This is a genomic window from Microbacterium sp. No. 7 (genome assembly GCF_001314225.1).
Lineage (GTDB): Bacteria > Actinomycetota > Actinomycetes > Actinomycetales > Microbacteriaceae > Microbacterium.
Map to the genome: position 1 here is coordinate 4474403 of NZ_CP012697.1, position 13470 is coordinate 4487872.

Genomic DNA, 13470 nt, shown 5'->3' on the forward strand with positions numbered 1-13470 from the left:
ATGGGAGCAGGCCGGGGGTCGGGGCTCCCCACCGGCAGCGGTCCGGTGCGGGCACGCCTGGTGCTCGTCGTGCCCGCGGCGCTCCTTCTCGTGCTCGGGCTCGCGGCGGGCCTCGTGCTCCTCGGCGTCCCCGTGCCGACGGTCGGCGAGCGGATGCCGGATCTGCACGCGCCGCTGCTCGTGTTCGGCTTCGTCGGCGCGCTCGTCTCGCTCGAGCGCGCCGTCGCCCTCGACGCCGGCTGGGCCTACGCCGCTCCCGCCCTGCTCGCGACCGGCGCCCTCACGACGCTCTCGCCCGCTCCCCTGCTGATCGGCCAGGCGATCGTCACCGCGGGCCTGCTGCTGCACGCGGGGCAGTACCTCGCGATCTGGCGCCGGCAGGCCATGACCGCGACCGCCGTGCAGGCGCTCGGCGCCGTCGTCGCCGTCGCGGCGGCCGTCGCGTGGTGCGGCGGCGTGCCGCCCTCACGACTGGTGCCGCAGCTGGCGTGCTTCCTGATCCTCACGATCGCGGGCGAACGCCTGGAGCTCGCCCGCGTCGGCGGCCCCGGCGAGGCGGCGCAACGCGCGCTCTTCGCCCTCTCGCTCGCGTTCGCGACCGCGGCCCTCGTGACCGTCGCGATCGCCGAGATCACCGTGCCCGCCGCGGGCGCCCTGCTGATCGTGCTGGTGGCCGCGCTCGTGCGGGTCGACGTCGCGCGGGCGACGATCAACGCGACGGGCCTCCCCCGCTACATCGCCGTGTGCGTGCTCACCGGCTACGCGTGGCTCGCCGCGGCGGGCGCGGGCTGGCTGCTCGGCGGCGCCCGCACCGAGGGGCCCGTCTACGACGCGACGACGCATGCGATCTTCGTCGGCTTCGTCATCACGATGATCATGGCGCACGCGCCGCTCGTCCTGCCCGCGGTGCTGCGCGTGCGCATCGCCTATCATCCCGCCCTCTCCGCGCCCGTCGCCCTGCTGCAGCTCGCCCTGCTCGTGCGCGTCGTGGCGGGCGACGCGTGGGCCGTGCCGGGCGCCCTCGTCACGGGCGGCGTGCTGGGCGTCGCGGCGATCGTGCTGTTCGCGGCGACCGCGGTCGCCGTGAGCGTGCGCCGCGGGACGGCATCCGCACCGCCGGCGACGCCGCCGAGCCCCGAGCCGCCGAGCCCCGAGCCGCCGACCACCGGACCGCCACGCCCCGGCCCGCCCCCGCGAGAGAGCACCGACCGTGTCGCGCCGTGACTGGTACCTGGCGACGAACTCCGTCGTGCTCGCCTGGCTCGTGCTCGCGATCGTCGCGGTCACGATCCATCGCTTCGTCGACCACGCCCTGTGGCTCATGGTGCACGTGCCGCTGCTGGGCGCCGCGACGGCCGCGATCCTCATCTGGTCGCAGCACTTCGCCGACACGCTGCTGCGCCGTCCCGCGCCGGGCGGGCGCCCCGGCCTCGCGGTGCGCCTGGCGCTGCAGACGGGCGGCGCGGCGCTCGTGACGGCGGGGATGCTCGCCGCATCCGTCCCCCTCGTCATCGCGGGCGCGGCGCTCGTCGGCCTCGCCGCGCTGATGCACGGCGTGATCCTGTGGATGCAGCTGCGCGGCGCCCTGCCGGCGCGCTTCGCGCTGCTGGTGCGCTACTACATCGTCGCGGCCGCGGTCTTCCTCGGCGGCATCGCCCTCGGCGCGCTCATGGGCGCCGACCCGACGACGACCGAACGGCTCGTGACCGCGCACATCGTGCTCAACGCGTTCGGCTGGATCGGCCTCACGGCCCTGGGCACGCTCGTGCTGCTGTGGCCGACGGTGCTGCACGCACGCGCCGACGGCACGGGAGGGCGGCGGGCGCTGCCCCTGCTCGCCGCGGGCATCCTGCTCGCCGCGCTCGGCCCGATCGTCGGCATCCGGCTGCTCGTCCCGCTCGGCATGATGCTGTGGCTCGTCGGCGCCGCGCTCATCGCCCGCGACGGGTGGGCGCAGGCCCGTGCCATGCCTCCCGGCACGTTCGCCGGCTGGAGCCTCGCCGCCGCGTTCTGCTGGGTCGTGGCCGCCGGTGCGACGCTCGGCGTGCAGGCGGCCGTCGCACCCGACTGGGGAGGGCTGCGCGCGGAGTACCTCATCGTGCTCGGACCGCTCGTGGCCGGCTTCATCGTGCAGCTGCTGTCGGGTGCTCTGAGCTACTTGCTGCCGGTCGTCGCGATCGGCAGCCCCGCCGGCGCGCGCGCCGCCGCGGAGACGCTCGACCGCGGATCGGCGTTCCGCGTCACCGCGTTCAACGGCGCGATCGCGCTCTCTCTTCTGCCGATGCCGTCGATCGTGCGCGTGCTGCTGTCGTTCGTCGCCGCGGGCGTCGTGATCGCCTTCATCGTGCTCGCCCTGCGCGCGATCGTCGTGGGGCGGCGCGTGCGCCGCGCGGAGGGCGACAGCGCCGACCGGTCGGGCACGGTGCGACTCGGCGCGCCGACGCTCGCGGCCCCGCCTCCACCCCCGCGCCGCGCGCTGTCGGTCGTCACGGCGTTCGCGGTGCTCGCGCTGTGCGTCGCCGACGGCGTCGCGGCCGACCCCGCGGCGAGCGGCATCGCGACGGCCACGGGCTCGGGCGACGTCGTCGCGACGGGTGAGACGACCGAGGTGACCGTGCGGGTCGAGGGCATGCGGTTCACGCCCGACACGGTCGAGGCGCCCTACGGCAGCACGCTCGTCGTCACGTTCGAGAACACCGGCACCGACGTGCACGACCTCACCTTCGCGAACGGCGTGCGCTCGGCGCGGCTCGCCCCGGGAGCGAGCGAGGTGCTCGAGGTGGGGGTCATCGGCGCCGACCTCGCCGGCTGGTGCTCCATCGCGGGGCATCGGCAGATGGGGATGGAGCTGTCGGTCATCGTCACGGGGGCGCCCGGTGACAGCGCGGCGGAGAGCGGGGATGCCACGGGCGGCGGTCCGGCGGACGACGGCGACCCCGCGCACCACCTGTCCGCGCCCACGCCGGTGGACCTGCAGCGCGAGCCGGCCGCGGACTTCGAGGCATGGCCCGCGGCGCTCGACGCGGCATCCGCCGACACCGTGCGCCGCGCCACGCTGCACGCCCGCGAGGTGCAGGCCGAGGTGGCGCCGGGCGTCGCGCAGGAGCGCTGGACGTTCGGCGGCACCGCTCCCGGTCCCGTGCTGCGCGGGCGGATCGGCGACCGCTTCGAGATCACGCTCGTCAACGACGGCTCGATCGGCCACTCCATCGACTTCCACGCCGGGTCGCTCGCGCCCGATGAGCCGATGCGCACCATCCAGCCCGGCGAGACGCTCACGTATGCCTTCACCGCGACGCGCGCGGGCGTCTGGATGTACCACTGCTCCACCATGCCCATGTCGATGCACATCGCGAACGGCATGTACGGCGCGGTCATCGTCGACCCGCCCGACCTCGCGCCCGTCGATCGCGAGTACGTGCTCGTGCAGGGCGAGCTGTATCTCGGCGACGACGGTGGCGGGGACGTCGAGGGCCCGGCGGGCGCTGCCGGCACGGCGGATGCCGCGAAGATCGCCACGGGCGCCCACGACCTCGTCGCGTTCAACGGCTACGCCGACCAGTACGTGCACCGGCCGCTCACGGCATCCGTCGGCGAGCGCGTGCGCATCTGGGTGCTCGACGCCGGTCCCAACGCCGCCTCGTCGTTCCACGTCGTCGGCGGGCAGTTCGACGCCGTGTACCGCGAGGGCGCGTACGAGCTGCGCCCCGGCGACCCGGGCGGCGCGCAGGCCCTCGCGCTGCAGCCCGCGCAGGGCGGCTTCGTCGAGCTCGTGTTCCCCGAGGCGGGCGCCTATCCCTTCGTGACGCACGTCATGTCGGACGCCGAGAAGGGCGCACGCGGAGTGTTCCGCGTGGAGTGAGCCCGCGGCATCCGCGCCGCCGGCATGCGCGCGACACGCGAGCGCGATGGTTGTACGGGTGTGAGAGGCGTCGGCGACGACGGTTCGCCGGCCTCTCCGAAAGGCACGCGAGCGAGACATGGGGTGCCGCGCACCGGCATCCGCGTCACTCGTCGCGCGCGAGCCTCAGGTGCAGCTGGCACTGGTGCGGTGTGACGAGGGCGTCGAGGCGATCGACCTCGACGGGCCCGCCCGCGCGGTGCAGCACCTCGCGGATGAGGCCCTCGTGCACGCGGCACACGGTGTCGCGATGCTCGGCGATGAGGCCGTGGAACCGGCAGGGATGCAGCTGCACGCGCAGTTCGCTCTCCTGCATGTCGGGGTTCAGCCCCACCTCGTCGAGGTGCTCGTAGACGGCGTCGAGCTGATGCAGGGCGTCGGGGTCGAGCGAGCCGGTGTCGATGTCGGCGATCCGGCGCAGCAGGTCGCCGTGCCTCTTCGCCTCGTCGATGCGGCGCTGCACCTCTTCGTGCTCGGTGTCGGCGTCGATCGGGAAGTAGATCGTGCGCGGCCGCCCGCGGCTCGGGCGGTGCTCGACCTCGCCGCGCAGGAATCCGCCGTCGATGAGCACGCGCGTGTGGTCGCGCAGCGTGTTGGGGTGCAGCCCGGTGCTCTCCGAGATCTCGGCGAGCCCGATGCCGGGGTTGTCGCGCACCGCGCGCAGGATGCGGAAGCGGCTCGCATGCGCGAGACCACGGAAGGCATCGGTGCGACGCGGCATGGCTCCATTATCCGCGCGCCGTAGGGTGAAGGGGTGAGTATGGACGAACGGCGGGCGGTGCGGACGGCGCGGATCTCCGCCGAGCCGATCACGTTGGACGCGCATCTGTCCGCGGTCGACGATCCCGCGATGGGCGCCGAGGTGTCGTTCGTCGGACGCGTGCGCGACCACGACCCCGACGCGACCGGCACGGTCGTTGCCCTCGAGTACACCGCGCATCCCGACGCCGCCGCGACCCTGCACGCCCTCGCGACGGATGCCGTGGGCACGACGGGCGCGATCGTCGCCGTGTCGCACCGTGTCGGCCGCCTCGCCGTTGGCGACGCGGCGGTCGTGATCGCCGTCGCGGCCGCGCATCGCGGCATCGCCTTCGAGGTGTGCCGCACGCTCATCGAGGCCATCAAGACCGACCTCCCGGTGTGGAAGCGCCAGATCGAGGCCGACGGCACCACCGCCTGGAAGGGCCTCGGCGGCTGAGCCCCGCCCGGGGTCAGGCCCCACGCTCCCCCTACTCCCCCGAGACGGTGGGATTCTCGCCGACACGGTGGGATTCCCGCCGAGACGGTGCCTTTCTCGCCGAGACGGTGGGCACCTTCTCGGCGGAGAAGACACATTCTCGCGGTCGTCGGCACCATGTCGGCGCCGTATCGGCGCGCAAGGCGCCGAGGCCTCGGGGCGAGCCCGCGCCCCGAGGCTATCCGCCGGCGAACGGGGGGAGGACGTCGACGAGGGTGCCGGCGGCGAGCGGGGTCTCGTCGCCGGCTCGCGCGCCGTCCACGAGCACAGCGCAGCGCGGCAGGATGTCGCCGAGCGCTGCGAACTCGGCGGTCAGCGCCGCGCGCAGCGCACCGAGCGTCGTCTCGGCGCGGGTCAGCTCGGCCGCACCGGCCGCCTCCTCGGCGGCCGCGAAGAATCGGATGCGTGCCATCAGTCGTCCGTCGTCTCCTGCTCGGCGGCCAGCCGCACGACCTGCGCGACCGCGGCGCGCACGTCGTCGGAGGAGCCGCCGCGCATCCCCGCCGCGAGTCCCGCCGCGAAGGCGCTGAGCGGCGCCGCGGGGCGCGCGACCGCGTTCGCGACGTCGCGCGCGAGATCGAGCACGAGCGTGATCGGCAGCGGCTCGTCGAGCCCCAGCTCGTCGCGCAGCTTCTCGGCCCATTCGGTGAGGGCCTCGGGCGGCAGGGTGCGGTTCATGTGATCTCCTCGCATGCGGCCCGCGCGCGGGCCAGGTCTTCCCAGGTGTCGACATCGTCCACGATCTCGTCGGCGACCGCCACGACGGAGATCGCCAGGTCGTCGAGCAGGGCACGCATCGACGCATCGCGCCCCGCGTCCGGCACGCGCGCGGCGGCCCGCAGCAGGGAGGCCGTGCGATAGATCCCGGTCAGCCATTGCGGGCGCGACGACGCGTCGGCGAGGCACAGCCCGTCGATGTCGGAGGGTGCGAGGAGGATGCCGTCACACAGCACCGCGACGGCGGACTCGACGCGAGGGAGGTCGCTTGCCAGCAGCAGCACGAGATCGGGGACGAACCCGCGCGCCGCCCACGCGTCGAGCGCCGCGATCGTCGCGGCGGCCGGGCCGCCGAACGGCGGATCCTCGCGCACCCAGTCGACGTCGAGCGCGGGATCGAGCACCGGAGCGACGACCGTGACGAACCGCTCATGCCCGTCCTCAGCCGCGTCCGGTTGAGGGGCGACATCACCCGCGGCGTCGATCGCACCCCGGGACGCACGGATCGCGCCCCGGGAGGCCTCGACGGCACGATGCAGGAGCGTGCGGCCGCCGACCTCGAAGAGCGGCTTGGGCTCGCCGTCCACGCGCGAGGCGCGACCGCCCGCGAGGATGATCGCGCCGAGCGGCGCGCCAGGGGACGGACGGAACGACCCGCTGGGCGAGGCGCGGGATGACTCGCCGGCCGAAACGCTGCGCGCGGCACCTGTCGGTGCGCTGGGCGAGGCGCTGGTCGGGGCGCTGGTCGAAGCACCCGCCGATGCGCTGGGCGAGGCACTGCGCGAGGCACCCGTCGAGACGCTGCGCGACCCACGGGGCGAGGCGGCGGCGGCGCTCACGGCTCGTCCGGTCTGGTCCACGAGCCCGAGCGACCGCCCTCCTTGGCGGTGATGCGCACGCTCTCGATCGAGGTGGATTTGTCGAGACCCTTGACCATGTCGACGATCGCGAGCGCGGCGACCGAGACGGCGGTGAGAGCCTCCATCTCGACGCCCGTGCGATCGGCGGTGCGCACCGTCGCGACGATCTCGACACCGGCATCCGTCACGTCGAGATCGACGACGGCGCCGTGCACGCCGATGACGTGAGCGAGCGGCAGCAGCTCGGGCGTGCGCTTGGCGGCCTGGATGCCGGCAATGCGTGCCACGGCGAGCACGTCGCCCTTGGGAACGGTCCCGTCGCGCAACGCCGCGACGACCCCGGCCGCGCAGCGCACGAACCCGCGCGCGGTCGCGGCGCGGACGGTCGGCTGCTTCGCGGTCACGTCGACCATGCGCGCGTGCCCCGCGGCATCGAGATGCGTGAATCCGCCTGCGGCGGCCGCGGCGCCCGCATTGCTCGCGCGGCTCGCACCGCCCGCGCTGCCGACGGCACCCGCGATGTCCGCACCGCCCGGGCTGCCGACGGCACCCGCACCGGTCACGGCACCGGCACCGAGGCTCACACCACCCACATCACCCGCGCCGGTCGCGGGGCTCTCAGGGGAACGGACCTCGGAAGCGCTCATGTCACCAGCATGACATCGACGAGATCGCCCGCGGCGACGGCATCCACCTCGGCGGGCACGATGGCATAGGCCTCGGCCCGGCCGAGTCCGCCCGCGAGGTGCGAGCCGCCGGCCGTCGCGGGCGTCGCGCGCCACGCGCCCGGGTCGGAGCGGTCGATCACGACGGGAAGGTACTGACGGCGTCCCGGCGGCGTGCGCCAGCCGGCCGCGGCCGCGAGCCGCAGCACGGGTCGCGGCGCCGACACGCCGCGCAGCGCGTCGAGCGCCGGCCGTACGAACACCTCGAACGACACGGCGGCGCTCACGGGGTTGCCGGGCAGTCCGAAGAGCAGGATGCCGTCGGCCGTGCGCCCGAACCCCTGGGGCTTCCCCGGCTGCATCGCGACGCGGGAGAAGGTCATGACGTCGCCGAGCGAGTTCTTGACGGCCTCGTAGGCGCCGGCGCTCACGCCGCCGGAGAACACGACGACGTCGGGCTCGTGCACGCGCGCCCTCGCGATCGCCTCGGCGGGACCGTCGCCCTCGTCGGGCACCGACTCGACGTGCACGACCTCCGCCCCGGCCTCGGCGGCGAGCGCCGCGAGCAGCGTCGAGTTCGACTCGGGGATCTGACCGTGCCGCAGCGCGCCGCCCGGCGGCACGAGCTCGGAGCCCGTCGAGACGACCGCGACGCGCGGCCTGCGCACGACCTCGACCTCGTCGACGCCGGTGGCTGCGACCGCGCCCAGCGCGAGGGCGCCCAGTCGCGTGCCCGCCGCCAGCACGACGTCGCCCACGGACAGGTCTTCGCCGCGGCGGCGGATGTGGCGTCCCGCGGCGGCGGGCGCCACCGTGACGACGGCCGTCGCGAGCGAGTCGTCGAGCCCGCCGACCGTGTCCTCGAACGGCACGATCGCGTCGGCGTCGGCGGGCACGGGCGAGCCCGTCATGATGCGCGCCGCCTGGCCGGGGGCCAGCGAGGGGTCGGCGTCCGTGCCCGCGGGCAGGTCGGCGACGACCGCGAGCATCACGGGATGCTCGGCCGTCGCGCCCGCGACGTCCGTGAACCGCACGGCGAACCCGTCCATCGCGGAGTTGTCGAAGACGGGCACGTCGACGGCGGCGCGCACGTCCGCGGCGAGCACCTGGCCGTGAGCGTCGGCCAGACGGCGACGCACCGCCGGCAACGGCGTGATCGCCGACAGCACGCGATCGAGCTGCTGCTCGACCGTGATGAGCGGACCGGTCATGCGGTGTCTCCTCTCCGGCATCCCCCGTCTGCCCGGCATCGCCCGCACGCGCGGCGTCGGCGACGGGCCTCGCATCCCCGACACGTCGGGAGTCCCCGAGGCCCCGCACCCGCCGACCCCGCGCTCACGACGCCACCCAGGCGAACAGCCCGCCGTCGAGGATGTCGGCCTCACGGCCCCGGGCGCGCAGCGCGCGGGCCGCGCGATCGGCACGGGTGCCGTGCGCACACACGACGACGAACGGCCCCTCGCCGGCCGCGGCGGGATCGGCGAGCAGCTCGGCGAGCGGGATGACGGCGGACCCGGCGACGACGCCGTCCGCCGTCTCGTGCGGCTCGCGCACGTCGAGCACCGTGGCGCCGGCCGCCTGGGCCTGCAGCATCTCCGACAGGGTCAGCCGCGCGGGCATCGCCGGAGGAGCGGATGCCGGAGCCGCCGCCGGCTCGACACGCACCGCGGCCTGCGCCGCCGCACCGGCATCCCCCGACGACGCGCCCGCCGCCGCACCCTCGACCGTGCCCGCCGCCGCGTGGGCGCCGCGCCCCGCGGCCGCCCGCAACGGCACCTCGTGCGTGCGCGCGGTGAGCGCGTCGACGACGAGCACGCGGCCGAGCAGCGGCTCGCCGACGCCGGCGATGAGCGCGATCGCCTGTGTCGCCATGATCGCGCCGACCTGCAGCGTCAGCGCACCGAGCACGCCCGCCTGCGCGCACGAGGGCACCTCGCCGACGCTCTCCGCGGGATAGAGGTCGTCGAGCACGACGGCGTCCGCACCGGCCGGCGGTGCCGACCAGAACACGGTGACCTGCGCGTGGAACTCCTGCACGACGCCCCACACGAGCGGAACGCCGAGTCGCTCGCACGCGGCCGCGACGACGCGGCGCGTCTCGAAGGTGTCGGTGCCGTCGAGCACGACGTGGGCGCCCGCGAGCACGTCCGCGGCGTTGTCCGCGTCGAGTCGCACGCGCACGGGGCGCACGATCGTCTCGGGGCTGAGGTCCGCGGCGGCGCGCACGGCGGAGTCGACCTTGGGCGCGCCGATGTCGACGACGCGATGCAGCACCTGGCGCTGCAGGTTCGTGTGCTCGACGAGGTCGTCGTCGACGACGGTGATCGTGCCGACCCCGGCGGCCGCGAGGGCGAGCACGGCGGGCGATCCGAGGCCGCCGGCGCCCACGACGGCGACGTGCGCCGCCGCGAGACGACGCTGACCGAGCTCGCCGAACCCCGCGAGCACGGCATGACGTGCGGTGCGCCGGCGCTCGCTCTCCGAGAGCGCGGCGACGGGCGCGACGAGCGGGGGGTGCGGCATCCCCCCAGGCTACGCCCCGGCCCGGGGGAACGGACCACGGATGCCGGGCGCCTCCCCACCGCGAGGGTGCCCTGTATCCGCGCGAGGGTGCCCGGTGTTCCCGCGAGGGTGCCAACTATCCGCGCGAGGGTGCCAACTGTCCCCGCCAGGGTGCCAACTGTCCCCGCCAGGGTGCCACTTTCCCTCGTGAGGTGCCCCTCCGCTCAGGGCGGATCCGCTGCGAGCCGCGTCCCGGCATCCGCGCCCCTGCCACGCGCAGGCTGGGGGCATGACAGAGAACGCACGCCCACCCGTCTTCACCGAGCGATTCCGGCGGGAGCTCTACGAGCATCGCGTGCTCGTGCTCGACGGGGTGCTCGACGACGACAACGGCACGCTGCTCGCGACGCAGCTCATGGCGCTCGCGATGGCGGATGCCAAGGCCGAGATCGCCCTGTGGATCCACTCGCCGGGCGGGTCGGTGCCGGCGATGCTCGCGATCCGCGACCTCATCCGGCTGATCCCCAACGACGTGTCGACCCTCGTGCTCGGCATCGCGTACAGCGCCGGCCAGTTCCTCCTCACGGCGGGCACTCCGGGCAGGCGCCGGGCACTCCCGCACGCCCGCGTGCTCATGCACCAGGGATCGGCGGGCATCGGCGGGTCGACCGTCGACGTCGAGCTGCAGGCCGGCGACCTGCGGCACACTCGCGACACTCTTCTGGCCCTCACGGCCGAGGACACCGGGCAGAGCGTCGAGCGCGTGTACGAGGACTCGCTGCACGATCACTGGTACAGCGCGCGCGAGGCGAAAGAGTACGGCTTCATCGACCACGTCGTCTCCTCGTTCGCGGAGATCGTGCCCGGTGCGCTGCGATCGACGGGCTTCCAGGGGTCGACGGGCTTCCAGGAACCGACGGGCTTCCGGGGAGGCGGGCGATGAGCGCCTACACGATCCCGAACGTCGTCTCGCAGAACCCGCGGGGCGATCGGATCATGGACGTCTACTCGCACCTGCTGACCGAGCGGATCATCTCCCTCGGCACCCCGATCGACGCGGGCGTCGCGAACGCCGTCATCGCCCAGCTGCTCTTCCTCGAGCAGACCGGCTCCGACCGCGACATCCAGTTCTACGTCAACTGCGAGGGCGGCGACCCGAGCGCGATGCTCGCCGTCTACGACACGATGCGGTACATCCGCCCCGACGTCGCGACGATCTGCGTCGGGCAGGCGGTCGGCGCCGGCGCCGTGCTGCTGGCCGCGGGCGCCGAGGGCAAGAGGATGGCGCTGCCGCACGCCCGGGTCATCCTGCACCAGCCCGCGGAACAGGGCCGGCGCGGCACGATCCCCGATCTCATCCTGCAGGCGGACGAGGCGGTGCGCATCCGCGCCGACCTCGAGGCCGTGCTCTCCCGCCACACCGGCCGGAGCGTGGAGACGCTGCGGCGCGACACCGACCTCGACCGGGTGTTCACCGCGGAGGCGGCGAGGGAGTACGGGCTGATCGACCGGGTGATCGAGCGGCGGTGAGACGGCCGGTCAGGCGGCGAGCGCGAACGCCGCGCGGCCCGCGACGGGGGCGGCCGGGCGCGGCTCGAGCCGTGCGGCCACCGCGCGGGTGAGGTCGAGCAGCGGCAGCTCGAGGGCGCCCGAGACAGCCGCGATCATCTCGCTCGACGGGTCCTTCACGCCGCGCTCCATCTCGGAGAGGTACTGCGGCGAGACACCCGCCCGCTCGGCCGTCTGCCCGAGGGTCTCGCCACGCGCGTGGCGCCGCCGGCGCAGCTCGTCGCCGAGCAGGTGCCGCCAGAGCGGCTCGGGGTCGGTCGGTGTAGGCATGCGCTGCGCCTTCCTCGAGAAGGGACGGATGCTTCGGATGCTACCGATCGGAACCGCCTCGGCGCCCGCCGCTCTGCTGAGAGCAGAATCCGGGCCGGCGCCAGGTCGGAGGGTGCGCGGAGCACCCTCGTGGGGAGAGGTGGCACCCTCGCGAGGAAAGGTGGCACCCTCGCGAGGAAAGGTGGCACCCTCGTGGGGAGAGGTGGCACCCTCGCGGAAATACGAAGCACCCTCGCGAGGAAAGGTGGCACCCTCGCGAGGAAAGGTGGCACCCTCGCGAGAACGTGGAGCACCCTCGCGGGGAGAACGGGCACCCTCGCGGGGCGCGGACGAGGACCGCCGGCGGTGGCGCTGTGAAGAGTTATCGCATTGTGATCCGCATTTGCGGTGCACTTGGTGAAAAACACCCGCGCATGCGGCACTACAGTGGCATCCATGACCACTTACCGCATCTCCGACGCGGCGCGGCTGCTGGGCGTGTCCGACGACACCGTCCGGCGCTGGGTCGACGCGGGCCGCCTGCCCGCCGAGGGCAGCCCCGCGCAGATCCCGGGCGACGCCCTCGCGGCGCTGGCCGTCGAGCTCGCGCAGACGCCGCCCGACCCGGGCGACGTGCTCTCCAGCGCGCGCAACCGCTTCGTCGGCATCGTCACGCGCGTGAAGACCGACGGGGTGATGGCGCAGGTCGACATCCAGGCCGGCCCGCACCGCGTCGTGTCCCTCGTGTCGTCGGAGGCCGTCGTCGAGCTGGGCCTCGAGCCCGGCTCGCTCGCGGTCGCCGTGGTCAAGGCCACCACCGTCATCGTCGAGACCCCCAGGAGCTGATCCATGCACCGTCCCCTGCTTTCCGCCGCCGTCCTCGTGGCGGGAGTGACCCTCTTCGCCGCGTGCGCATCGAGCACCCCCGCGCCGGCGACCGATGCGCCGACCGACGCCCCGGAGGCCGCCGAGACCACCGCGCCGGAGCCCACGAGCGACCTGAGCGGCGATCTCGTGATCTTCGCCGCCGCCTCGCTCGGCACGGCATTCGACGAGATCGCGGTCGCGTTCGAGGAGCTGCACCCGGGCGTCGACGTGCAGCCCATCCGCTACGACGGATCGAGCACCCTCGCGACGCAGATCATCGAGGGCGCCGCGGTCGACGTGTTCGCCTCCGCCGACGAGAACAACATGGCCAAGGTCACCGACGCGAGCCTCGCGACCGGCCCCGCGCTGTTCGCGACCAACACGCTCGTGATCGCGACGCCGCAGGACAACCCCGCGGGCATCGCGGGCATCGCCGACCTCGCGAGCCCCGACGCCTCCGTGGTGCTGTGCGCGGTCGAGGTGCCGTGCGGCGCGGCATCCCAGAAGCTGCTCGACGCGGCCGGCGTCGCCGTCACGCCCGCGAGCCTCGAGCAGAACGTCACGGCCGTGCTCACCAAGGTCGAGGCGGGCGAGGCGGATGCCGGGCTCGTCTACGCGACCGACGTGGTCGGCAAGGGCGTCGCCTCGATCGTGCCCGAGGGCGCGGCCGACGTCGTCAACAAGTACCCGCTCGTCGCGCTGGACGACGCCCCCAACCCCGAGGCCGCGCAGGCGTTCGTCGAGTTCGTGCTCAGCGCGGAGGGCCAGGCCATCCTCGCCGCCCTCGGCTTCGGCGCACCGTAACCCCGCCCCGCTTCGCCGAGTCAACCTCGCTTCGCCGAGTCAACCTCGCCCCCACGTCAGTTCGGGGTTGATTCGGCGAGGGAGGGTTGACTCGGCGAA

General features: G+C 74.4%; 15 protein-coding genes. 7 read left to right on the top strand and 8 right to left on the bottom strand.

All coding sequences use genetic code 11. The features are described from left to right. Nucleotides 1-1224 (top strand): hypothetical protein, encoded by a 1224-nt coding sequence (locus AOA12_RS20675; protein ID WP_197281008.1) that lies wholly within the window; start codon nucleotides 1-3, stop codon nucleotides 1222-1224. After that, entirely contained in the window at nucleotides 1211-3862 is a 2652-nt protein-coding gene (locus AOA12_RS20680; protein WP_054686631.1) for a multicopper oxidase domain-containing protein, read from the top strand. The genes AOA12_RS20675 and AOA12_RS20680 overlap by 14 nt, the downstream gene beginning before the upstream one ends. Nucleotides 3863-4007: 145 nt before the next feature. Here AOA12_RS20680 and AOA12_RS22835 read toward each other — a convergent pair whose 3' ends face one another. Next, a complete protein-coding gene (locus AOA12_RS22835; protein ID WP_054686632.1) occupies nucleotides 4008-4622 on the bottom strand; it encodes a winged helix-turn-helix transcriptional regulator in 615 nt (204 codons plus the stop codon). Between the two features lie 39 nt (nucleotides 4623-4661). Between AOA12_RS22835 and AOA12_RS20690 the strand changes: the two genes are divergently transcribed. Then, entirely contained in the window at nucleotides 4662-5099 is a 438-nt protein-coding gene (locus AOA12_RS20690) for a molybdenum cofactor biosynthesis protein MoaE (protein WP_054686633.1), read from the top strand. A gap of 217 nt (nucleotides 5100-5316) precedes the next feature. Here AOA12_RS20690 and AOA12_RS20695 read toward each other — a convergent pair whose 3' ends face one another. The 6 genes from AOA12_RS20695 to AOA12_RS20720 form a co-directional block, all read right to left on the bottom strand. Beyond that, nucleotides 5317-5550 (bottom strand): MoaD/ThiS family protein, encoded by a 234-nt coding sequence (locus tag AOA12_RS20695; RefSeq protein WP_054686634.1) that lies wholly within the window; start codon nucleotides 5548-5550, stop codon nucleotides 5317-5319. After that, entirely contained in the window at nucleotides 5550-5816 is a 267-nt protein-coding gene (locus tag AOA12_RS20700; protein WP_156366623.1) for a DUF6457 domain-containing protein, read from the bottom strand. Before AOA12_RS20700 ends, AOA12_RS20695 begins: the two co-directional genes overlap by 1 nt. Then, nucleotides 5813-6472: a molybdenum cofactor guanylyltransferase gene (gene mobA, locus AOA12_RS20705; protein WP_054687287.1), complete on the bottom strand. Its 660-nt coding sequence runs from the start codon at nucleotides 6470-6472 to the stop codon at nucleotides 5813-5815. Before mobA ends, AOA12_RS20700 begins: the two co-directional genes overlap by 4 nt. 218 nt (nucleotides 6473-6690) lie before the next feature. Further along, nucleotides 6691-7128, bottom strand: coding sequence for a cyclic pyranopterin monophosphate synthase MoaC (moaC, locus tag AOA12_RS20710; protein ID WP_054687289.1), 438 nt, complete (start codon nucleotides 7126-7128; stop codon nucleotides 6691-6693). Between the two features lie 230 nt (nucleotides 7129-7358). Next, nucleotides 7359-8591, bottom strand: a complete 1233-nt coding sequence (locus AOA12_RS20715) for a molybdopterin molybdotransferase MoeA (protein WP_054686636.1) — start codon at nucleotides 8589-8591, stop codon at nucleotides 7359-7361. 124 nt (nucleotides 8592-8715) lie between these two features. Then, entirely contained in the window at nucleotides 8716-9903 is a 1188-nt protein-coding gene (locus AOA12_RS20720) for a HesA/MoeB/ThiF family protein (protein WP_054686637.1), read from the bottom strand. Between the two features lie 268 nt (nucleotides 9904-10171). On the opposite strand from AOA12_RS20720, the gene AOA12_RS20725 reads away from it, so the two are divergent. Beyond that, on the top strand, nucleotides 10172-10825 hold the full coding sequence (locus AOA12_RS20725; RefSeq protein ID WP_054686638.1) for a ClpP family protease: 654 nt from the start codon (nucleotides 10172-10174) through the stop codon (nucleotides 10823-10825). Then, nucleotides 10822-11412, top strand: a complete 591-nt coding sequence (locus tag AOA12_RS20730) for a ClpP family protease (RefSeq protein WP_054686639.1) — start codon at nucleotides 10822-10824, stop codon at nucleotides 11410-11412. Before AOA12_RS20725 ends, AOA12_RS20730 begins: the two co-directional genes overlap by 4 nt. Before the next feature lie 9 nt (nucleotides 11413-11421). On the opposite strand, the gene AOA12_RS20735 is transcribed toward AOA12_RS20730, so the two are convergent. Further along, on the bottom strand, nucleotides 11422-11721 hold the full coding sequence (locus AOA12_RS20735; RefSeq protein WP_054686640.1) for a helix-turn-helix domain-containing protein: 300 nt from the start codon (nucleotides 11719-11721) through the stop codon (nucleotides 11422-11424). 435 nt (nucleotides 11722-12156) lie between these two features. Here AOA12_RS20735 and AOA12_RS20740 point away from each other — a divergent pair, with 435 nt between their 5' ends. Both AOA12_RS20740 and modA read left to right on the top strand, forming a co-directional pair. Further along, on the top strand, nucleotides 12157-12546 hold the full coding sequence (locus tag AOA12_RS20740) for a TOBE domain-containing protein (RefSeq protein WP_054686641.1): 390 nt from the start codon (nucleotides 12157-12159) through the stop codon (nucleotides 12544-12546). A 3-nt stretch (nucleotides 12547-12549) separates the two neighbouring features. After that, nucleotides 12550-13371 (top strand): molybdate ABC transporter substrate-binding protein, encoded by an 822-nt coding sequence (gene modA / locus AOA12_RS20745; RefSeq protein WP_054686642.1) that lies wholly within the window; start codon nucleotides 12550-12552, stop codon nucleotides 13369-13371. Nucleotides 13372-13470 lie beyond the last annotated feature (99 nt).